Below are 21,010 nucleotides of genomic sequence, written 5' to 3'. Positions count from 1 at the left end.
AGAGTTTTGTAATAACTACCAGTCGCTCCGGAAGCTTCCGTTATCCGTCGTCACTCGCAGTATCGAGCGAGTGACGCCTTGGCACGCTGGTTATGGGAAAAACGGTTTATTGCACTTTGGAAAAACGTTTGGGCAGCAGCAAAGGGTCCTTGAGCAGCGCCGCGGCGCCGGCAATGTCCGGCGCCAGCCAGCGGTCCTGGTCATAGGCCGCAATCCGCTCGCGCAGCAGGCACCAGGCGATACCGGTGCCGGTGCCGAAGCGCTGCTCCTTGAGAAATTCGAAGGCCTGGGCGGCCAGCAGGTACTCGATGGCCAGGATCTGGGTGCAGTTCTCCAGCACCTGATGCAGCTTCAGCGCGGCGTTGGTGCCCAGGCTCAAGTGGTCCTCCTGCAGGCCCGAAGTCACGTAGTTGTCCAGCACCGCCGGCTGGGCCAACTGACGGTTCTGCGCACACAGCGAGGCCGCCACGTACTGCACGATCATCATTCCGGAGTTGACCCCGGGCTCGCTCACCAGGAATGCCGGCAAGCCGCTGACATGGGGGTTGATCAAGCGGTCCAGGCGACGTTCGGCAATGGAGCCGATCTCAGCCATGGCGATGGCCAGCAGATCCGCCGCCAGAGCCACCGATTGCCCGTGAGGGTTGGCCTGAGACACCACCCGATAGTGATCCGGGGTGCCCAGCAGCAACGGGTTGTCGGTAGCTCCATTGAGCTCGGTTTCTACCTGCTTGATCGCATGGGCCAACTGATCCCGGGCTGCACCATGTACCTGGGGAATGGAGCGGATACTCAAGGCGTCCTGGGTGCGAATGCCGCGGCTAGCGGCGATGACTTCACTGCCATCGAGCAAGGCCCGCAGATTGCTGCCCACCACCTGCATGCCGGGGTGCGCCTTGAGGGCGATGATCTCGGCATCGAAGGCGTCGATCTGGCCCCGCTGGGCTTCGAAGCTCATGGCGCCGATCACGTCGGCCCATTGCAACAGGCGGCTGGCATCGGCCAGGGCCAGACAGCTCAGACCCGTCATGCACGGCGTGCCGTTGACCAGGCACAAGCCATCCTTGGCCCCCAGTTGCACCGGCTGCAGCCCCTCTTCGGCCAGGGCCTGTTCGGCGCAAACAATGCGACCGCGATAGCTGACCTGACCGACGCCCAGCAAGGCGATGCCAATGTGGGCCATATGGGTCAGATAACCCACCGACCCCTGGGACGGCACTTGTGGGGTGATGCCGCGATTGAGCAGGGCCAGCAACGCCTCGACCACCTGCCGGTGGATACCGGATTTACCATGGCTGTAGTTGATGATGGCGGCGCAGAGGATCGCCCGAGTCTGTTCGTCGGCCAGCGCCGGCCCGACACCGCAGGCATGGCTGAGCAAGGTATTGCGCGATAGCTGGCTGAGTTGCTCACCGGCCAGCACCACGTTGCACAAGGCGCCAAGGCCCGTGCTGATGCCATAGGCGCGCTCGCCGCTGTTCACCACCTGGCGGACGATGGCCTGGGCATTGTCGATACGCGCCCAGGCCTGGGCCGACAGCTCGAGCTGCGCGCCATGACGGGCGACGGCGACTACATCCTGCCAACCCAGGGGGGCGTCGACGATAACGATTTTTTCAGCCTGGGACATCGGGGACCTCTTCTTGCAAACCTTGGGTTGTCTGCCGCTTTGCCGGACCTTTCGCCGGCAAGCCGGCTCCTACACTGTGGCGGCGCGACGCTGGACGAAACGATCGACGTATTCATCCGCCGGCGAATGCAGGATCTCCTTCGGCGTCCCCACCTGGATCAGGCGGCCGTCCTTGAGAATCGCGATGCGATTGCCGATGCGTACCGCCTCGTCCAGGTCGTGGGTGATGAAGACGATGGTCTTGTGCAGGGTCTTCTGCAGCTCGAGCAACTGGTCCTGCATCTCGGCACGGATCAACGGGTCCAGGGCGCTGAAGGCTTCGTCCATGAGGATGATGTCGGTGTCAGCAGCCAGGGCCCGGGCCAGGCCGACGCGCTGGCGCATGCCGCCGGACAGCTGGTGCGGGTACTTCTTCTCGTAACCCTTGAGGCCCACGGTGTTGATCCAGTGCAAGGCCCGCTCGGCGCACACCGACTTGCTCTCGCCACGCACCTTGAGGCCGTAGGCGACGTTGTCCTGGACATTGCGGTGGGGCAGCAGACCGAAGCTCTGGAACACCATGCTGATCTTGTGTCGACGGAATTGGCGCAGGGCTTCCATGTCGTATTGCAGGATGTCTTCGCCATCCACCAGGATCGCCCCACTGGTGGGGTCGATCAGGCGGTTGAAGTGACGCACCAGAGTCGACTTGCCGGAACCGGACAGGCCCATGATGACGAAGATCTCACCGGTGCCGATGCTCAGGGACAGGTCGTTGACCCCCACTACGCAACCGGTTTCGGCCAGCACCTGGTCCTTGCCCTTGCCTTGGCCAATCATCGCCAGGGCGTCGGCGGAACGGTTGCCGAATATCTTGAAGACGTTCTTGACTTCGATCTTGCTGACGGCAGCGTTGTTCATTTGTTCACCTCATGGCGTGGACGACCATAGGCCTGGGTAATGCGGTCGATCACCACCGCCAGAATCACGATCGCCAACCCGGCTTCCAGGCCGCGCCCGACGTTGAGGGTCTGGATCCCCACCAGCACATCCTCGCCCAGGCCACGGGCGCCGATCATCGAGGCGATCACCACCATCGACAGGGCCATCATGGTGGTCTGGTTGATCCCCGCCATGATGCTCGGCAGGGCCAGGGGCAGTTGTACGCCGAACAGCTGTTGCCAGCGGTTGGCACCGAAGGCGTTGATCGCCTCCATCACTTCACCGTCCACCTGGCGGATGCCCAGGTCGGTGAGACGAATCAGCGGCGGTGCGGCGTAGATCACCGTGGCGAAGATCGCCGGCACCTTGCCCAGGCCAAACAGCATCAGCACCGGGATCAGGTACACGAAGCTGGGCATGGTCTGCATGATGTCCAGCAGCGGCATCAATACCGAACGCAGGCGGTTGCTGCGGGCCGAGAGGATCCCCAGGGGAATGCCGATCAGCACCGAGATCACCGTCGCCACCAGCATCAGCGCCAGGGTCTGCATCAGCTTGTCCCACAGGCCGACGGCGCCCACCAGGAACAGCAGGCCGACAATCACCGCCGTGGTCAGCAGCTTGCGGGTGGAATGCCAGGCGATGCCGCCGACAATCGCCAGCATCAGCCACCAGGGCGCCGCGCGCAGCAGGCCTTCAAGGTTGACGATGGCCCACAACAGGGTGTCGGAGATGTGCCGGAACACATCGCCGTAGTGGGTCACCAGGGAGTCGACCCAGCCGTTGACCCAGTCGGCGATGGAAAAGGTGAAGCTTTCTGGAAACATAAGAAATTCTCGATCAAAGGAGGTTGTGGTCCAGCCTCCGACGGCTCTTGTGAACCGCCGGAAAAGCCCGACCTACAAGGCCGCGTCGATTTTCCTGGCTGCGTCGTCACTCACCCATGCGTGCCAGACTTCAGGATGTTCCTTGAGGAAGATTTTCGCCAGTTTCGGCGACTCGATGCGCTCGCGGGTCATGCGCGCGAGGTTCTGGTTGAGCAGGTCGATGGGCAGGTTGGCCTTGGCCAGTACCGCCACCAACTCCGGGGCTTCGTCGTGGAAGGTCTTGGACAGGCCGACCTTGATGCTCACGCTCTTGTCGACGCCGGGTTTCTCATCCAGCTTGACCAGATCCACCTGGCCCATCAGCGGGGTCGGCGACCAGTAGTAGAAGAGAATCGGTTCGCCACGCTTGTAGCTCGACAGCACCGCCGCATCCAGGGCCGGGCCGGTGCCCGGACGGAAGTTGGTGTAGCTGCTTTCCAGGCCGTAGCTCTTGAGCATCTCGCTGTTGTCCAGCTCACAGGTCCAGCCGGCCGGGCAATTGTAGAAGCGGCCCTTGGTCGGCTCTTCCGGGTCCTTGAACACGCTGGCGTACTTGCCCAGGTCGGCGATGTTCTGCAAGTCCGGCGCCTTGGCTTCGAGCTTGCGCTTGGCGTCGCCCTCGATCACATAACGCGGCACATACCAGCCTTCGACGGCGCCCACCACCGGTGCGCCGACACCCACGACCTTGCCGGCCTTCTCGGCCTTGTTCCACACCTCGCTGCGGCCCACCCACTCTTCGGCGAAGACCTGGATGTCATTGCTGCCCAGGGCGTTCTCCATGGTGATGGAGTTGCCCGGCAGGCTGTCGGTCTTGCAGTCGTAGCCCTTCTCCAGAACAAACTGCAGGACGTCGGTCAGCAACATGCCGCTTTCCCAATTCAGACCGGCGAACTTCACCGTTTTGCCCGACTCGCACCAGCCGGCCGCCTGGGCGCCGGAAGCGGCCAGCAAGCCCAAGGACAGCAACGTGGTCAGCAGGGTCTTATGCATTTTCATTGTGTGACGCTCCTAATCATGAGTTGGCTTACGGCAGTTAAGAGGCATCCAGCCCTGTCCACGTCCCGTCAAGACTCACACCGCAGCAGCGCGACGGGCCTGACTCAGCTTTTGTTCGTTGGGCGCGTCCTGCTCTACCGGCAGGATCAGGTGCTCGGGCACCGCGCCATGCCACTTCTTCGCGCAGACGTAGTACAACGCCGCGGGCACCACCAGGCCGATGATCCAGGAGATATCGGTATCGCCAAGACTCGCCACCAGGGGGCCGGTATAGAAGTGGGTGGAGATGAACGGCATCTGGATCAGCACGCCGAACACATAAATGGAGATGCCCATGGCATTCCAGCGCCCGTAGCGGCCGTCCGGGTTGGACAGGGCCGGGATGTCATAGCGCTCTTTGGTGATGCAATAGAAGTCCACCAGGTTGATCGCGCTCCAGGGCGTGAAGAACGCCAGCAGGAACAGGATGAAGGCGGAGAAGTCCTTGAGGAACGAGTCCTTGCCCAGCAGTGCCAGCGCCGCGGCGATCGACACCATGAGGAAGATGTAGAGCAGGCGCACGCCACTGCCGATATGCCGGCTGCCGCGGAAGCCGCTGATGATGGTGGCGATCGACATGAAGCTGCCGTAGGCGTTCAGGGTGGTCACCGTGACCTTGCCGAAGGCCACCGCAAAATACAGCAGGCCGGCGACGATCCCGGTACCACCGAGGCTGACGATGAACGACACCTCATGATGGGCGAACTGGGAACCGGCCAGCGCCGCGGCAAACACCCCGAAGACCATTGAGGCCTGGGCGCCGATCACCGAACCCAGGCCAACCGCCCAGAAGGTTTTTGCCGCCGAAGTGCTGCGCGGCAGATAACGCGAGTAATCGGCCACATAGGGGCCAAAGGCAATCTGCCAAGAGGCCGACAGCGACACCGCCAACAGGAAGCTGGCCAGTGAGAAATGCTTGTTGCCGAGCAAGGCCGCGATATCGTTGCCTGCCAGCAGCTTGTAGAACAGATAGATGAAAGCCACCACGCCAAGCACGCTGGCGATGCGACCGATACCGTGGATCACCCGGTAGCCAAAAATGGTGAAGACCATGATCGAGCCGGCGAACAGCACAATGCCGACCCAGTCCTCGACGTGCAGCAATTGCGCCACCGCCTGCCCGGCCAGCAACGAGCCGCTGGCGGAAAAGCCGACGTACATCAGGCACACCAGCACCAGAGGAATCACCGCGCCATACACACCGAACTGCACGCGGCTGGAGATCATCTGCGGCAGCCCCAGTTGCGGCCCTTGCGCCGCATGCAGCGCCATCACCCCGCCGCCCAGCAGTTGCCCGATCAACAGACCGATCAACGACCAGAACACATCACCGCCCAACACCACCGCCAGAGCGCCGGTGACGATAGCCGTGATCTGCAGGTTGGCACCCAGCCACAGGGTGAACTGGCTCAATAGACGACCGTGTCTTTCCGCTTCCGGGATGTAGTCGATCGAACGCCTTTCGATCAACGGCTTGTTGCTTGCACGATCATTCGATGAAGCCATGGACGTCAAACCTCTAATGGGCACTGCAGACGATTTCCACTGTAGGAGCGCGCTTGCTCGCGAGGCGGTGTAGCTGATGCACCGCGGTGCTTGCTTCGCCAGCAAGCTGGCTCCGACAGGGAGGGGTGGTTATTTGCCGGTGATCATCGGCAGATTCAGGCCCTGTTCCTTGGCGCAATCGATAGCGATCTGGTAGCCGGCATCGGCATGCCGCATGACCCCGGTGGCCGGATCGTTGTGCAGCACCCGGGCAATCCGCTCGGCTGCTTCATCGGTACCGTCGCAGACGATGACCATCCCCGAATGCTGGGAGAAGCCCATGCCAACGCCACCGCCATGGTGCAGGGAAACCCAGGTCGCGCCACTGGCGGTGTTCAACAGGGCGTTGAGCAGCGGCCAGTCGGACACGGCGTCGGAACCGTCCTGCATGGATTCGGTTTCACGGTTCGGGCTGGCTACGGAGCCGGAGTCCAGGTGATCGCGACCAATGACGATCGGCGCCGACAACTCGCCGCTGCGCACCATCTCGTTGAACGCCAGACCCAGCTTGGCGCGCTGGCCCAGGCCGACCCAGCAGATCCGCGCCGGCAGGCCCTGGAAGCTGATGCGCTCACGCGCCATGTCCAGCCAGTTGTGCAGGTGGGCGTCGTCGGGGATCAGTTCCTTGACCTTGGCGTCGGTCTTGTAGATGTCCTGAGGATCACCGGACAGCGCCGCCCAACGGAACGGGCCGATGCCGCGGCAGAACAGCGGACGGATATAGGCCGGGACGAAACCTGGGAAGTCGAAAGCGTTTTCCACGCCCTCTTCCTGGGCCATCTGGCGGATGTTGTTGCCATAGTCGAAGGTCGGAACGCCCATTTTCTGGAAGGCCAGCATGGCTTTGACGTGCTCGGCCATGGACTGCTTGGCGGCCTTGATCACGGCAGCGGGCTCGGTCTTGGCGCGGTCGCGGTACTGCTCCCAGGTCCAGCCTTTGGGCAGGTAGCCGTTGAGCGGATCGTGGGCGCTGGTCTGGTCGGTGACCATGTCCGGACGCACGCCACGGCGTACCAGTTCCGGAAGGATTTCAGCGGCGTTGCCGCACAGGGCGATGGAGATCGCGCGGCCTTCGGCGGTGTACTTCTTGATCCGCGCCAGGGCGTCGTCCAGGTCAGTGGCCTGCTCGTCGACGTAGCGAGTCTTGAGGCGGAAGTCGATGCTGATCTGCTGGCACTCGATGTTCAGCGAGCAAGCCCCGGCCAGGGTCGCGGCCAGCGGTTGTGCGCCGCCCATGCCGCCGAGGCCGGCGGTCAGAACCCAGCGGCCCTTGAGGTTGGAATCATAGTGCTGGCGACCGGCTTCAACGAAGGTTTCGTAGGTGCCCTGGACGATGCCCTGGCTACCGATATAGATCCAGCTGCCGGCGGTCATCTGGCCGTACATGGCCAGGCCCTTGGCGTCCAGCTCATTGAAGTGCTCCCAACTGGCCCAGTGCGGCACCAGGTTGGAGTTGGCGATCAGGACCCGTGGCGCGTTGCTGTGGGTCTTGAACACGCCCACCGGCTTACCGGATTGCACCAGCAGGGTCTCGTCGTCATTCAGCTGAGTCAGGGCTTCGACGATCTTGTCGTAGCACTCCCAGTTGCGCGCGGCGCGACCAATGCCGCCGTAGACCACCAGTTCCTTGGGGTTCTCGGCAACTTCCGGGTCGAGGTTGTTCATCAGCATGCGCAGCGGCGCTTCGGTCAGCCAGCTCTTGGCGGTCAGCTTGTTGCCGCGTGCGGCGCGAATTTCGACATTGCGGAATTTGGTGGGTTTGCTGTCAGTCACGGAAAAACTCCTCGGCGATGAGTCCAAGGTGCGAAGAGGATTCCATCGACTCTTACGCACACATATTTACTTGTACATACAAGCATATGCAATCAAGCGGCCAACTCGCTTGAGACGTAACTGAAAAACCTTGGGAGAAAACCGCAGGCCTTGCTGGACAAGGCTTTCAACAGGGCGAGAATTTTCTAGAAGAGATTTTTGGCCGCAACGAAGCTGTTACCAAAACTCGGTTTTGCGCTGTGCTGGGGCGTTCGGTAACAAACTGGTGCGCGAGAGAAACAGCAACTGCAGGGAAATGTGCGCCCGTTCTGCACGACAGGTGCGCACAGGGGTTCTGGCGCAGCGAGGGAGCGAATAGAAGAGAGAAGCCGGCAGCAGGCGCAGGCCGTATCCCGGCCTGCACCCACCCACAATGATCAGATGGCGGTGAGCTCGATGACGCAGCAGCGTCCATCGGTGGCGATTTCCACAACCCCGGCATTGTCATCCAGGCGCAGGCAGTCATAACGCCCCAATGCCTGCACCGGAGTGCTACCCGTGTCCACCCAGGCCTGTTCGGCAGCACTGAACACCAGCACGGTGTGTGCCTGGGTGAAGAAACGTTGCTGACCATCGAACCACTGCAAGCGAGCGACGTAACGCTCAGGGCAATAGATCAGGTTGAAATCGCGGATCGCCCCCTCCAGCAGGGTGCAATTCACCTGGCTGGCACCGCTGAAGGCAAAGGGGTCCAGGGGCAGCAAGGGCCGTACCTCTTCGCCATCGACCGTCAGTTGCATGCCCGCACCCTGCAGCACGGTGATGATCCGCTGATAACCGGCAAAGCTGGAAAAGCCGCCGGATTCGCCGATATCGGCAATCGACAGGCGCCAGCCAAACCCTTCCAGGCCAGTGCCGGCATCACGAGTGATTTCTTCGGTGCTGCCGCCGCCGTTTTTCCACGGCATGCGCGGGTAATCGGCGGCGCGTAACAAAGTGGACTGGATCATTTATGAAAGCGCCCTTCCAGACGATGACGGGAACCGGGGTGGATCAAGCGGGCGGCGGTCACCGGCTGGCGCCCGGACCAGGTGCGACGCCGAATCAACAGGCACGGCTCGCCACGCTCGATCTGCAGCAGCTCGCACTCTTCAGGCTCGGCGAGAATCGCCTCCACCACATGCTCGCCCTCGGTCAATGGGGCGACCTGGGACAGATAGGCGTAGGGGGTTTGCAGGGTGAAGTCCTGCTTGAGGTACTCCGGCGCCACCAGGGCGTTGACGAAGCGATCCTCGATCTGCACCGGGATGTCGTTCTCGAAATGCACGATCAGCGAGTGGAAAACCCTCTGGCCTTCGCGCATGTCCAGGGCCAGGGCGCGCTCGGAACCGGCAGCCTCTTCGCCCAGGGTGACGACCTGGCAGGTGTGGCGATGACCGCGAGAGGCGATCTCGTCGGCAATGTTATGCACTTCGAACAAGGCCGACTGGCTCTTGGGTTCGGCGACGAAGGTCCCCACGCCCTGCATGCGCACCAGCATGCCCTCAGCGGTCATTTCCCGCAGCGCGCGGTTGATGGTCATGCGGCTGAAGCCCAGCTGATTGACCAGTTCGCTTTCCGAGGGAACGCGGTAATGCGGCGGCCAGTTTCCGCTCTCGATCTGCTGGGTGATCATCTGTTTGACGCGGGCATACAAGGGCGCCGGACTATCGCCCAGATGGGCAGCCAGCGGCGATTTGGCAGGCGGAGTCGGCACGGGAAATCCTTGTTGAGCAAAAAAGGTGACTAGCTTGCCGGAGTTTACCGAGCAGGCAAACGTCTGTATATGTATATACAAATAACACACGATGGGGTGCTTGAACCATGTCCGCCTTCTTCGCCGAACGCGCGCTGCTGCCTAACGGATGGGCCAACGATGTACGTCTTGAAGTCAGCGCCGACGGCCTGCTGACTCACATCCAGGCCAACGCCAGTGCGGAAGGTGCAGAGCGGCTCAAGGGCCCGCTGCTACCCGGCATGCCCAACCTGCACTCCCACGCTTTCCAGCGAGCCATGGCCGGGCTGGCGGAAGTGGCCGGCAATCCCAACGACAGCTTCTGGACCTGGCGCGACCTGATGTACCGCCTGGTGGGCAAGATCAGCCCTGAACAATTGGAGATCATCGCCCGCCAGCTGTACATCGAAATGCTCAAGGCCGGCTACACCTCGGTGGCGGAATTCCACTACGTGCATCACGACACCGACGGCCAACCCTACGCCGACCCTGCCGAGCTGTCCCGACGCATCAGCCAGGCCGCCGCCGGCACCGGTATCGGACTGACCTTGCTGCCCGTGCTGTACAGCCATTCGGGATTCGGCGGCCAGGCCCCCAATGACGGCCAACGCCGCTTTATCAACAGCACGGAAAACTACCTCCAGCTGCAACAGCGCTTGCAGCCTCTGCTGGCGCAACAGGCCAACCAGCAACTGGGCCTGTGCTTTCACTCGTTGCGCGCGGTCACGCCACAGCAGATCAGCGAAGTCCTGGCCGCCAGTGACCGCCAGTGCCCGGTGCACATCCACATTGCCGAACAGCAGAAGGAAGTCGACGACTGCCTGACCTGGAGCGGACGTCGCCCACTGCAATGGTTGTATGAAAATGTCGAGGTGGATCAACGCTGGTGCCTGGCCCACGCCACTCACGCCAATCCGCAAGAAGTCAGCCTCATGGCCGAAAGCCGGGCCATTGCCGGCCTGTGCCTGACCACCGAGGCCAACCTGGGCGACGGCGTCTTCCCGGCGGTGGAGTTCCTCGCCCAAGGCGGACGCCTGGGCATCGGCTCTGACAGCCATGTGTCTTTGAGCGTGGTGGAAGAACTGCGCTGGCTGGAGTACGGCCAACGCCTGCGGGACCAGCGTCGCAACCGTCTGTACCGCGCGGACCAGCCCATGGTCGGCCGCACTTTGTACGATGCCGCGCTCGATGGCGGTGCCCAGGCGCTGGGGCAACCCATAGGTACATTGGCCGTGGGCAAGCGTGCCGACTGGCTGGTACTGGATGGCAACGACCCTTACCTGGCCACGGCGGATGGCGACGGGATTCTCAACCGCTGGCTGTTTGCCGGCGGCGACCGCCAGGTATGGGATGTGATGGTGGATGGCCAATGGGTCGTGCGTGACGGCCGTCACGCCGCCGAAGAAGACAGTAACCAGGCCTTCACCCAGGTCCTGCGCGACCTGCTCAACTGACCCATAGGCATAGGAGCCGGCTTGCCGGCGAAAGCGTCCATGAGAGCGCCTTCGCCGGCAAGCCGGCTCCTACAGGTCTATTTCGAGGTCTGGGCCATGGCCGAGTCCGACACCCGCCAGATCAACCGCGTGGTGTCATAACCCTGCTGACGCGCCTTGCTCAGCAACTCTTCACGCACCGTCTCGTTGACCTCCGGCGTGCGCGACAGCAACCACAGGTAACGGCGGTTCGGATTGCCGACAATGGCGGTCTTGTAGTCATCGCTGACATACAACACCCAATAGTCGCCCTTGGTTGCCCCCGGCAGCAGTCGCGAGAACCAGTTATCGAACTCGACCCAGAGCTTGTCGGTCTTGCCCGGTACCTGAGGCGTTGCCGTGCCACGAGCCTCCTCCCACTTCCACTCCGGAGTCAGGCAGCGGTTGAGCACCGCCACGGTGCCATCCGGCAGCAAGGTATAGCGGGCCTCGGATTGCGCGCAGTTACGCTGGAAATACATCGGCAACCGCGCCAACTCGTACCAGGTCCCCTGATAGCGCTTGAGATCGACGTGGTTGATAGTCTTGGGCGCCAGCGAATCGTCCCGGGACGTGGCGCAGCCGGCCAAGAGCAGGCCGACCAGAAGAGTGAAAACAAAACGCATCATTATTTTTCTCCCGCGGGCCCGAAGCCCCGGTTTTTACTTCAGGCCTTGCCCGGAAAACATCAGAACCTTGTCACCGGCATACTGCACGCTGATAAAGCTGTTCTTGTCACCCCAGGTGCAACTGGACATGCCCAGCGCGCCCGAACAGTCAGTCGGCTTGCCCAGGAGTTGTTCAACCTCGGCCTTGGGCATGCCCGCCGAGAGCTTGGAATAGTTTTCCTGATTGACCTTGCTGCACGCAGCCAGCAGCACGCAGAACGACAACAGAGCGAGAGAACGCAGGGACATGGTGAACTCCTGGACGAAAGGGGGAAGGCCTGTCAGCCAACCAGAAGCTTAGAAGAGAAAAGCCCCTTCTGGTTCCCCGGAGAGCCGGGTATTTCTTGCCCGGCTCTGTGGGCATTTTCCCGGTAAATCAAACACCTTTTCGCCTTGCCCTGCTGTTCGTCGGTTTTTCTCCACGAGGCCTCATCTTCAGTAATGGCCAGTCGACATAACTGCAGCGTAAAGCCCTCCACTGTGGCAAATTGACGCCCCTCGTTGACCAGCCCATCGCGGTAGTTCACTTAATGACCAGCAATATGAAATTCAGCCACAAGATCCTGCTTGCCGCCGCCCTTGTGGTGGCCGTCGCGTTCGCCTGTTTTATTCTGTTCAATGACTACCGACAGCGTGAGGCCCTGCGCAGCAGCACCGAGTCCACCATGCAGGAACTGGGTAGCCTGACCACCAGCAATATCCAGACCTGGCTGGAAAGCCGCATCCAGCTCCTGCAATCTTTGGCCCAGCAGATCGCCGTGGACGGCAACGGCGCCGACAGCCTGAAACGCAGCGTCGGCCTGCCCGCCTACACCAGCAACTTCCAGCTCAGCTACTTCGGTGGCCAGGACGGCGTGATGTTCTCGGTACCGGCCGGCAACCGCGCCGCCGACTACGACCCCCGCGCCCGGGGCTGGTACAAGGCGGCCAACAGCGCCCAACAAACCATAGTCACCGAACCCTATATCGCCGCCTCGTCCGGCAAGCTGGTGATCACCGTCGCCACTCCGGTGCAACATCAGAACCAGATGATCGGCGTGGCCGGTGCCGATATCGATCTGTCGAGCATCAGCGCCATCATCAATTCACTGAACTTCGGCGGCCATGGCCAGGCTTTCATCGTCAGCGCCGACGGCAAGATCCTCATCCATCCCGACAGCAAGCTGGTACTCAAGAGCCTCGCCGAGGCCTATCCCACTGGCGCGCCGAGCATCAGCCCCGGTCTGAAAGAAGTGCAACTGAACGGCAAGACCCAGTTCATCTCCTTCACCCACGTCAACGGCGTACCCTCGGCCGACTGGTACGTGGCTCTGGTCCTGGACAAGGACACCGCCTTCGCCGTGCTCAGCGAATTTCGCACCTCGGCGATCATCGCCATGCTGATCGCGGTGGTGATCATCATCAGCCTGCTGGGCATGCTGATCCGCATACTGATGCAGCCGCTGCATCTGATGGGCCGAGCCATGCACGACATCGCCGAAGGCGAAGGCGACCTGACCAAGCGTCTGGTAATCCACGGCCACGACGAGTTCGGCACCCTGGGTATGTCGTTCAACCGTTTCGTCGAGCGGATCCACAGCTCGATCCGCGAAGTCTCCTCGGCCACCGGCCAGGTCAACGAAGTGGCCCTGCGGGTGGTCGCCGCCTCCAACTCGTCGATGTTCAACTCCGACCAGCAAGCCTCCCGCACCAGCAGCGTGACCGCCGCCATCAACCAGTTGGGCGCCGCTGCCCAGGAAATCGCCCAGAACGCCGCCCTGGCTTCGCAACACTCCAGCGATGCCCGCAGCCTGGCGGAAGACGGCCAGCAGGTGGTGGACAAGACCATCGCCGCCATGCAGCAGCTGTCGGCGAAGATCAGCAGCTCCTGCAACAACATCGAGACCCTCAACAGCAACACGGTGAACATCGGGCAGATCCTCGAAGTCATCACCAGCATTTCTCAGCAGACCAACCTGCTGGCCCTCAACGCCGCCATCGAAGCGGCACGGGCCGGGGAAGCCGGTCGCGGTTTCGCGGTGGTGGCGGACGAGGTGCGCAACCTCGCCCACCGCACCCAGGACTCGGCGCAGCAAGTGCAGAAGATGATCGAGGAGCTGCAAGTGGGCGCCCGTGAAGCGGTGGGCACCATGACCGAGAGCCAGCGCGAGAGCGAAAGCAGCGTCGGCATCGCCAACCAGGCCGGCGAACGCCTGGGCAGTGTGACCCAGCGTATCGGCGAGATCGACGGCATGAACCAGTCGGTGGCCACCGCCACCGAAGAGCAGACCGCCGTGGTGGAGTCGATCAACGTCGACATCACCGAGATCAACACCCTCAATCAGGAAGGGGTGGAAAACCTGCAAGCCACCCTGCGCGCCTGCGCCGACCTGGAACAACAGGCCAAACGCCTGCAGCATCTGGTGGGCAGCTTCCGTATCTAAGGAACAGCTTCGCCGGCAAGCCGGCTCCTACCGCAATTGCGTAGGAGCCGAGTTGCCGGCGAAAGCGATCTTAAAAACGCGAACCGGGCTCGCGCAGGAAAGCCAGCTCTTGGGCAGTGGACTCACGGCCGAGGATGGCGTTGCGATGGGGAAAGCGCCCGAAGCGGGCAATAACTTTCTGGTGCCGTTCGGCGTAGTCCAGATGATCGGCGAACACCGGACGATCTTCCTCCGGCTGTGCGTCATGCAGGGCAGCAAAACGTGAAACCCCTTCGTTCTGCACCGCCAGGTGCTCGCAATGCTCGAACACCAGGTAGATGAAGCTGCGCTGCATGGCCGGTAATTGCCGGTCGAGGTCCGCGGCAATGCCCTGGGCCACCAGTGCCTGGGCACGGGTATCGCCGGAGAACGCCTTGGGAGTATCGCGATAGATCATGCGTGGCAGTTGATCGAGCAACAGCACCAGGGCCAGCCAACCTTGGGGACTTTGCGTCCACCCGGTCAATCCGCCGGCCAGTGCCTGCTCCACCAGGGCCCCGAAGCGCTCACGCGCCTCAAGGTCCTGACTGTCACGCTTGCCGAACCACAGCAGGCCCTTTTCCGCCACGATGTCCGCCGGTTTGTCGGCTGAACCGAACCACCAATCGAGCAAGGGCTGCCAGGGCGCGGCCATGTTTTATTCCTTGTGGTAGGCGGTGACGCGAGCCACTTCTTCCTTCGAACCCAGGAACACTGCCACACGCTGGTGCAGGCCTTCAGGCTGAATGTCGAGAATGCGCTTGTGGCCATCGGTGGACGCGCCGCCGGCCTGTTCCACCAGGAACGACATCGGGTTGGCTTCGTACATCAGGCGCAGCTTGCCCGGCTTCTCCGGTTCGCGGCTGTCACGTGGGTACATGAACAGGCCGCCACGGGTCAGGATTCGGTGCACGTCGGCCACCATGGCCGCGACCCAGCGCATGTTGTAGTTCTTTTTCAGTGGACCGGTGTCGCCGGCCAGCAGCTCATCAACGTAGCGCTTGACCGGGGCTTCCCAGTGACGCTCGTTGGACATGTTGATGGCGAATTCCTGGGTGGATTCCGGGATCTTGATGTCTTCGTGAGTCAGCACGAAGCTGCCCATTTCACGGTCCAGGGTGAAGCCTTTGACGCCGTCGCCCAGGGTCAGCACCAGCATGGTCTGTGGGCCGTAGATGGCGTAACCGGCAGCGACCTGCTGGGTGCCCGGCTGCAGGAAGGCCTTTTCGTTCAGGGCTTCGTTCTGGCTCAGGTATTCGTTAGGGCAGCGCAGTACCGAGAAGATGGTGCCAACCGGTGCGTTGATGTCGATGTTGGACGAACCGTCCAGTGGGTCGAACACCAGCAGGTAGGCGCCTTTCGGGTATTTGCCCGGGATCTGGTAGGCATTGTCCATTTCCTCGGACGCCATGCCGGCCAGGTGACCGCCCCATTCGTTGGCTTCGAGGAGGATCTCGTTGGAGATCACGTCGAGCTTCTTCTGCACTTCGCCCTGCACGTTTTCCGTGCCCATGCTGCCCAGAACACCACCCAGGGCGCCTTTGGACACTGCGTGGCTGATCTCCTTGCAAGCACGCGCCACCACTTCGATCAGGAAGCGCAGATCGGCAGGAGTGTTGTTGCTGCGGGTCTGCTCAATCAAATAGCGACTCAGGGTAACGCGGGACATGGAAGGCTCCGGAGGAATGGGGGGCTAAAAACCCGCGCAGTTTAACGCGAGTCGGGGCGCATTTCCTCCTCTCAGACAGGGAACCGGCAGATAGAGTTCAGGCGCCCGCTTCAGCGTAGCCACAAAACCGCAGGCAGGATGGGCGTCCGTGGCGAGAGAGCTTGCTCCCTCGCCACAAGCGCCCGCCTCAGACCGCGGGTTTGCGCAACATGCTGAAGGCCATGCCGCCCAGGGCCAGCACCCCCAAGAGCAATACCGCCCACAGGCCGATTTTCTTCCAGTCCGGCCCGCTGGCCGCCACGGCAGCAGCAGGAGCGGCAGTGGCCGAGGCCAGTTGCGCCGCGCCCTCGACCTTGGCCTGGCCCAATTGCTTGAGGCGTTGCGGGCTGTAGTCGGGGATCAGGGTCGCCAGCGGCAGGTTGGCCGCACTCGCAGTGGGGTTGCCCAGGGCCAGAGTGTAAGGCCCGGCACCCCGGGCCAGGAATACCAGTTGGGTGCCGCGCACGGCGAACTCCAGACTCGGGGCCTCGGCGCCCAGACCGCCGCCGCGCTCGTCCACCACCAGCTTGAGTTGCTGCACAGTCTGCCCCGGCAATTGCAGTTCGTTCTGTTGCACGTCCTGGCCGTTCTGGGTCAGGCGGTACAGCAGACCATTGCCCAGGGGCTGCCACGGCAGGCTGCTTTCACGGCGCCCATACAGCGTGGCCGGGGCCAGGCTGTTGGCCTGGGTGAGGGCAATCCGTACCCGTTCCAGGTTCAGGCCCATGGGCAACTGCCAGGTGTATTCGCCGGCCTTGCCACTGCTGCCTCCCAGGGGCTGCGACCACACCAGCGGCGATGGCAGGCTGCTGGTAGTGCTGCTCTGCAACTGGGCCGAGGTCAGCACCGGCGCCGCTTGCGGGGTGTTCCACAACAGGCGCAGGTAGCGCGCCGTCTGCCCGGGCAAGGCCACTTCATGCTGCTCGACCCGCTCGTCGGCGAACGACAGGCGCGCCACCTGGCCTTCGCCCCAGGGCTGCCAGTGCTGCAAGTCGTCACTGGCCTCGATGCTGAACCGCTGGAAGCCGTCGCGCTCGCTGTTCCAGTCCAGCACCAATTGCTGCAACGGTGCCTTGATCGCGCTGGCATCCAGCAACCAGCCGCGCAGGACCTCCTCCCCGGCCTCCATCTGCGTGGAAGGCTGGACCTCCACCAAGGTGCCATTGGTGGTGGACTGCACCCGCACGCTGGGGATGCTGTCGGCGGCGTCCGCCGAGTTGTACAGCGGGAACCACTTCACATCACTGAGCTTGCGCTGCTCGGTGGTCTGCGCCTGCTGGCGCGCCAGGGCATAGGCCTGGGGCTCGCCGGCGGCGTTGAATACACGGATGTCCCGCAGGTCGGTCTGGCTGGCGTGCAGCTGCACCGCCAACGGCAACTCCAGGCGATACCAGGGGCCTTCGCCGCTCAGGCTCAGGGGCGCAAGAGACCTGAAATCCCCCGGTTTGTCCTGGGCCGCGGCGGACAGCGCCACACACAGGCCAACAGCCCCCAACCAGCCCAGGCTCAGCTTCGCACTCACGATGACACTCCTTCATTCAACGGTTTGCCGGGCTCGGCTTCAGCCTCGGCGCGCTTGGGCGGCAATGGGGCGAAATAGCCCACCACCAGCAGCAATACTCCCACCCCGATGAACGAGACGATCCGCGCCAGCCCGCCACGGTTGCTCAATTCCACCAGGAACAGCTTGGCCACCACCACGGCGATCAGCACCGCACCAATCAGCCACACTTCGCGGCGATGGCGCAGATGGCCGCCGATCATCAGGCTCAGGGCAATCAGGGTCCAGACGATGGACAGCCCGGCCTGGACCATCATCGACTCAAGCAAGGCATCCGCCTGGAACGGCACACCGCTCCAATGGTGGGCGGCCCGCATCACCAGCACGGTAAAGAAGGCGAACAGCGACAGCCCCGCCACCAGTTGCGTGGCGCGCTCGGCGTAATCGGCGCGGATCGCCAGCTCCTGCACTGCACTGCGAGACCACACATAAACCCCGAACAAGGCAAACAGCAGCCCCAGCTCCAGGGGATTGAGCAATGGCAGATAAGGCAGCGGCTCGGCCCGGCCATCGCTGAAGGTATTGGCCAGCCAGAACCAGCCCAGCATCAATACCGCCAGAGGCAGCGCGGCATACAGGCGGTACTCCCGGGAATGCGCGGCAACCGGCCACGGCCAATGGCGCGGCGCAGCCATGGCCACCAGATACAGGCTCGGCAGGATCGCCCAACCCAACCAGCGCCAGGCGTTGTACTGCTCGGACAACAGCAGCAGGCCATAACGCAGCTCCAGGGCCAGCACGCCGATCAGCAGCCAGCAACCCAGCACATGGGCAATGCTCAGGATCCGCGTCGGCAGCCATGCCGCCAGGCGCCGCAAACTGAAGAAGTGCACGGCGAACAGCAGGGCCCAGGCCAACCAGCCCAGATCCGCCGCCGGGTGATAACGCGGCGCCCAAGCCGCCAGCAGCACCAGTGCCCCCGCCGGTATCAGCAGGCTGCACACCAGCCCCAGGGACTTCCACTGCAGTCGCACCGCCAGCAGCGCGCAGAGCAGCACACTGGCCGCGGTGATCAGCAGCAACAGGCTCGCCTGCCAATGGGCCGGGGCGAAGCGCAGTACTTCCTTGAGCCAGGTAAAGGCCCACCAGCACGCGCCCCAGGCCAGCAACAGATCGGACAGGTGGCCCAGGCTCAAGGCATCGAAAGCCGAACCGTGATTGCCCCGCTGCAGACGCCAGGCGCCCACCAGGGCCGCCAGGGCCAGCACCATCGGCGTCCAGAAGTCGCCATTGGCCAGGGGCCGTGCAGCGTTCGCCGCCACGAAATACCAGTCCGAACCGGCCAGCAGGAAGGTGCTGCCGCCAATCACCTGGAGCACCAGGCCGAAGACAAAACTGGCCCGCTGCTGCAAGTACAGGCTGAGCCAGATGATCAGCAGGCCACTGGCAGCCCAGACACCACTGGCCGTGCTCCACGGCAGAACGAACAGCACCGCCAGGTTGATCATCATCAACCCGGCCAGCAGCACCAGGGACAGGCCTCGCAGCAACCGCGGATCACTGCGCACCATGTGATTGCGGGCCGCCAGGAGCATGCCGCCGATCAGCGCCAGGCCGATCAGCGAAGCGCTCATCAGGCCGCTCCAGCCGGCGCTGAACACTGCACCGGCATCGCCGTCCGCGCCTTGCAGGCGCATCAGGAACAGTGCACCGCCCAACAGCTGCACGGCGAAGGCGGTGAACAGGAAGGTCCGTGATTGCAGACGCAGGCCGACAAACAGCGTTGCCAGCCCGGCCAGTGCCCAACTGATGGCCGTGCCCTGGGTGAACAGGAACAGCGGCGCCAGCAGGTACAGGAAAGCCAGCCCGGCAACCGCCAGGATCGGCGCAATGCCCTGCTCCCAACTCGATACCTGGGTCTTCTGTGCCCGCCGCAACTGGTCGAAGCTGAACAGCAACGCGATACCGAGCAACAGTGCGCCCAACGGCGCACCGTCCAACAGACTGGATTCGCCAGGCCGCAGCTCACTGAGGAAGGCCAGGGCCGAGCCCACCTGCAACAGCAAGGCGAAGGCCCGGGCCAATGGGCGCTGCTGGCGCAGGCCGAGCCAGAAGATCCCCGCGCCCTCCACGGCCCAGGCGGCCGAGGTCCAGCGGGCATCGAGTCCCAGTGGAATGGCCAGACTGGCGAAAATCACCCCCAGGGCCAGGCAGGTTTCACCCAGCAACAGAGCGCGGCCGCCCATCAGCACCCGCGCCAGGACCATGTAGATCAGGCCCAGGGCCAGGGCGCTGAAGGAGGCAGCGAATTCCAGATGCTGGACCAGCGCCAGCTGCAGGCCGAAGCCCACCAGCGGCGGGCCGAAGAGCATGCTGCCGTCGACGTAGTCGCCCTGGCGCGCGGACCAGTGCAGCAGCGCCTGACGATCGGCGCCCACCGGAGCATCGGTCATTTCCAGCAGTTTGCGCCGGGTGAACAGCAGGCCGATGGCCAGGTACATGAGGAAGAACAGGATCAGGAACGGCTCGGTGCTCCACAGCAGCTCCGGAGTATAGGAACGCAGGCCCCAGGCGAAACCGATGCCGAAGGTGCCGACAAAGCCGATCAGGTTGAGCAGGCGCCAGGCCTTGAACCAGGCAATGGCGAGGATACCGGCGTTGAGCAAGGCGAAGTAGCTGAACAGCGCCACATGGCTGCCGGCGCCAGTGGACGTCAGGATCGGCGCGGCAAAACCGCCCAGGGCGGCGGCCGCCGCCAGGGCCAGGGCATCCTGGGTAATGGCCAGGATCGCCGAAAACACGGTCACGGCCACCAGCAGGCCCAAGGCCGCGGAAGGGTCGAGCAACGGATGCAGGCGCATGGCTGCAAACACCGTCAGGTAGAGCACGGCGATGCCGGTGCCCTGCAGCATCAGCGCGTAGTTGCTGTTGCGTCGCCGCAGCCACCAACCCAGTCCCAGCAGCCCCAGGGAGCTGGCCGCCACCCCGGCATAACGCAGTTCGATGGGCACCACCATGCCTTCGGTGGCGTAGCGCAGGAGGAAGGCCAGGCCGAGGAACAGCAGCACCACACCGACCCGCAGCACGGTGTTGCCACCAAACAGCCAGGTGCGCGCACCGCTGATGGCGCGCTCGATCAGGTTCGGTTGCAGATCCACAGGGGCCGCAGGCTGCTGCGGCTCCCGGGACGTCGCCTGGGGCGCGGGTTGCCAGACCGAATCCGGCACCGGCTGGCTGGCTTCCATTGCCGCGACAGGGCGCACCGCAGCGGGCAACTCCCAGACCAGCTCGGGGGCCACCGGCACCGGCTCCACAGGCTGGACTTCATCCAGAATGAATTCAGGCAGCTCTTCGCGTTCCGACGCGGCGCTCATGCTTGCGCTGGCCTCGGCAAGCGGGGCACTCGGGGGAGCTGACGCGGGTTCGGCAGCGGAGCCACCGTTGCTTTCCAGCAGGGCCAGACGCTGGCCCAGCGTGGTCAAGGCCTTTTTCGCCTGTTCCAGCTCGCGGTGCTGGTCGACAACTTGTCGCTGCAGGGCGCCGAAACGAATGGCCAGGCCGACGGCCAGGCCCAGCAGCGCACCTATCAGGGCATCGCTGATGGACTCATCAACGATCCACCCCAGCACCATCCCCAACAGCATGAACATCCATTGCATGTGTCGATATCCCTAAGCGGTCCACTAAAGGACAG

Annotated in this window: 17 protein-coding genes and 1 pseudogene; 3 read left to right on the top strand and 15 right to left on the bottom strand. The window is 63.3% G+C overall.

The annotated features are described in order from the left end of the window. Positions 1-106 precede the first annotated feature (106 nt). The 8 genes from ACSSVC_RS05825 to hutC form a co-directional block, all read right to left on the bottom strand. Positions 107-1,630 (bottom strand): HAL/PAL/TAL family ammonia-lyase, encoded by a 1,524-nt coding sequence (locus ACSSVC_RS05825; protein WP_492612069.1) that lies wholly within the window; start codon positions 1,628-1,630, stop codon positions 107-109. Positions 1,631-1,699: 69 nt separating this feature from the next. Further along, positions 1,700-2,530, bottom strand: coding sequence for a quaternary amine ABC transporter ATP-binding protein (locus ACSSVC_RS05820; RefSeq protein ID WP_346634439.1), 831 nt, complete (start codon positions 2,528-2,530; stop codon positions 1,700-1,702). Further along, positions 2,527-3,378 (bottom strand): ABC transporter permease, encoded by an 852-nt coding sequence (locus ACSSVC_RS05815; protein WP_346634438.1) that lies wholly within the window; start codon positions 3,376-3,378, stop codon positions 2,527-2,529. Before ACSSVC_RS05815 ends, ACSSVC_RS05820 begins: the two co-directional genes overlap by 4 nt. A 72-nt stretch (positions 3,379-3,450) precedes the next feature. Then, complete coding sequence (locus ACSSVC_RS05810) at positions 3,451-4,416, bottom strand: ABC transporter substrate-binding protein (RefSeq protein WP_404938086.1); 966 nt, start codon at positions 4,414-4,416, stop codon at positions 3,451-3,453. Between the two features lie 75 nt (positions 4,417-4,491). Next, positions 4,492-5,961, bottom strand: a complete 1,470-nt coding sequence (locus ACSSVC_RS05805; RefSeq protein WP_404938085.1) for a purine-cytosine permease family protein — start codon at positions 5,959-5,961, stop codon at positions 4,492-4,494. A gap of 129 nt (positions 5,962-6,090) precedes the next feature. Next, on the bottom strand, positions 6,091-7,773 hold the full coding sequence (gene hutU / locus ACSSVC_RS05800) for a urocanate hydratase (RefSeq protein WP_346634435.1): 1,683 nt from the start codon (positions 7,771-7,773) through the stop codon (positions 6,091-6,093). A gap of 416 nt (positions 7,774-8,189) precedes the next feature. Beyond that, the gene (locus ACSSVC_RS05795; protein WP_346634434.1) at positions 8,190-8,762 is read right to left on the bottom strand and encodes a HutD/Ves family protein; all 573 of its coding nucleotides are present in this window, start codon (positions 8,760-8,762) and stop codon (positions 8,190-8,192) included. Continuing rightward, entirely contained in the window at positions 8,759-9,508 is a 750-nt protein-coding gene (gene hutC, locus ACSSVC_RS05790) for a histidine utilization transcriptional repressor HutC (RefSeq protein WP_123724121.1), read from the bottom strand. The genes ACSSVC_RS05795 and hutC overlap by 4 nt, the downstream gene beginning before the upstream one ends. 107 nt (positions 9,509-9,615) lie before the next feature. Between hutC and ACSSVC_RS05785 the strand changes: the two genes are divergently transcribed. Then, on the top strand, positions 9,616-10,980 hold the full coding sequence (locus tag ACSSVC_RS05785) for a formimidoylglutamate deiminase (protein WP_492612068.1): 1,365 nt from the start codon (positions 9,616-9,618) through the stop codon (positions 10,978-10,980). Between the two features lie 77 nt (positions 10,981-11,057). Here ACSSVC_RS05785 and ACSSVC_RS05780 read toward each other — a convergent pair whose 3' ends face one another. The 3 genes from ACSSVC_RS05780 to ACSSVC_RS05770 are packed head-to-tail and all read right to left on the bottom strand — an operon-like array spanning position 11,058 to position 12,193. Next, the gene (locus ACSSVC_RS05780; RefSeq protein WP_346634209.1) at positions 11,058-11,627 is read right to left on the bottom strand and encodes a lipocalin family protein; all 570 of its coding nucleotides are present in this window, start codon (positions 11,625-11,627) and stop codon (positions 11,058-11,060) included. A gap of 33 nt (positions 11,628-11,660) precedes the next feature. After that, positions 11,661-11,915, bottom strand: a complete 255-nt coding sequence (locus ACSSVC_RS05775) for a hypothetical protein (protein ID WP_011058771.1) — start codon at positions 11,913-11,915, stop codon at positions 11,661-11,663. 32 nt (positions 11,916-11,947) lie between these two features. Continuing rightward, complete coding sequence (locus ACSSVC_RS05770; RefSeq protein WP_446439530.1) at positions 11,948-12,193, bottom strand: hypothetical protein; 246 nt, start codon at positions 12,191-12,193, stop codon at positions 11,948-11,950. Between the two features lie 3 nt (positions 12,194-12,196). Here ACSSVC_RS05770 and ACSSVC_RS05765 point away from each other — a divergent pair. Together ACSSVC_RS05765 and ACSSVC_RS05760 are read left to right on the top strand one after the other, a co-directional pair. Continuing rightward, positions 12,197-13,231, top strand: a pseudogene (locus ACSSVC_RS05765) (HAMP domain-containing protein); the annotation flags it as partial. Beyond that, on the top strand, positions 13,211-14,089 hold the full coding sequence (locus ACSSVC_RS05760) for a methyl-accepting chemotaxis protein (RefSeq protein WP_492612554.1): 879 nt from the start codon (positions 13,211-13,213) through the stop codon (positions 14,087-14,089). The pseudogene ACSSVC_RS05765 and the gene ACSSVC_RS05760, both read left to right, overlap by 21 nt. Positions 14,090-14,159: 70 nt before the next feature. Here the strand turns inward: ACSSVC_RS05760 and ACSSVC_RS05755 are convergent, their stop codons facing one another. From ACSSVC_RS05755 to ACSSVC_RS05740, 4 genes are all read right to left on the bottom strand, one after another. Next, a complete protein-coding gene (locus ACSSVC_RS05755; RefSeq protein ID WP_346634206.1) occupies positions 14,160-14,762 on the bottom strand; it encodes a DUF924 family protein in 603 nt (200 codons plus the stop codon). A 3-nt stretch (positions 14,763-14,765) separates the two neighbouring features. Further along, on the bottom strand, positions 14,766-15,776 hold the full coding sequence (locus ACSSVC_RS05750; RefSeq protein ID WP_346634205.1) for a class 1 fructose-bisphosphatase: 1,011 nt from the start codon (positions 15,774-15,776) through the stop codon (positions 14,766-14,768). 187 nt (positions 15,777-15,963) lie between these two features. Continuing rightward, entirely contained in the window at positions 15,964-17,337 is a 1,374-nt protein-coding gene (locus ACSSVC_RS05745; protein WP_492612067.1) for a DUF3999 domain-containing protein, read from the bottom strand. Beyond that, positions 17,334-20,975, bottom strand: coding sequence for a DUF2339 domain-containing protein (locus tag ACSSVC_RS05740; protein ID WP_492612066.1), 3,642 nt, complete (start codon positions 20,973-20,975; stop codon positions 17,334-17,336). Before ACSSVC_RS05740 ends, ACSSVC_RS05745 begins: the two co-directional genes overlap by 4 nt. Positions 20,976-21,010: the final 35 nt, after the last annotated feature.

Source organism: Pseudomonas sp. E1BtOHC1 (genome assembly GCF_058744285.1).
This window is presented reverse-complemented; position numbering and strand designations above follow the sequence as displayed.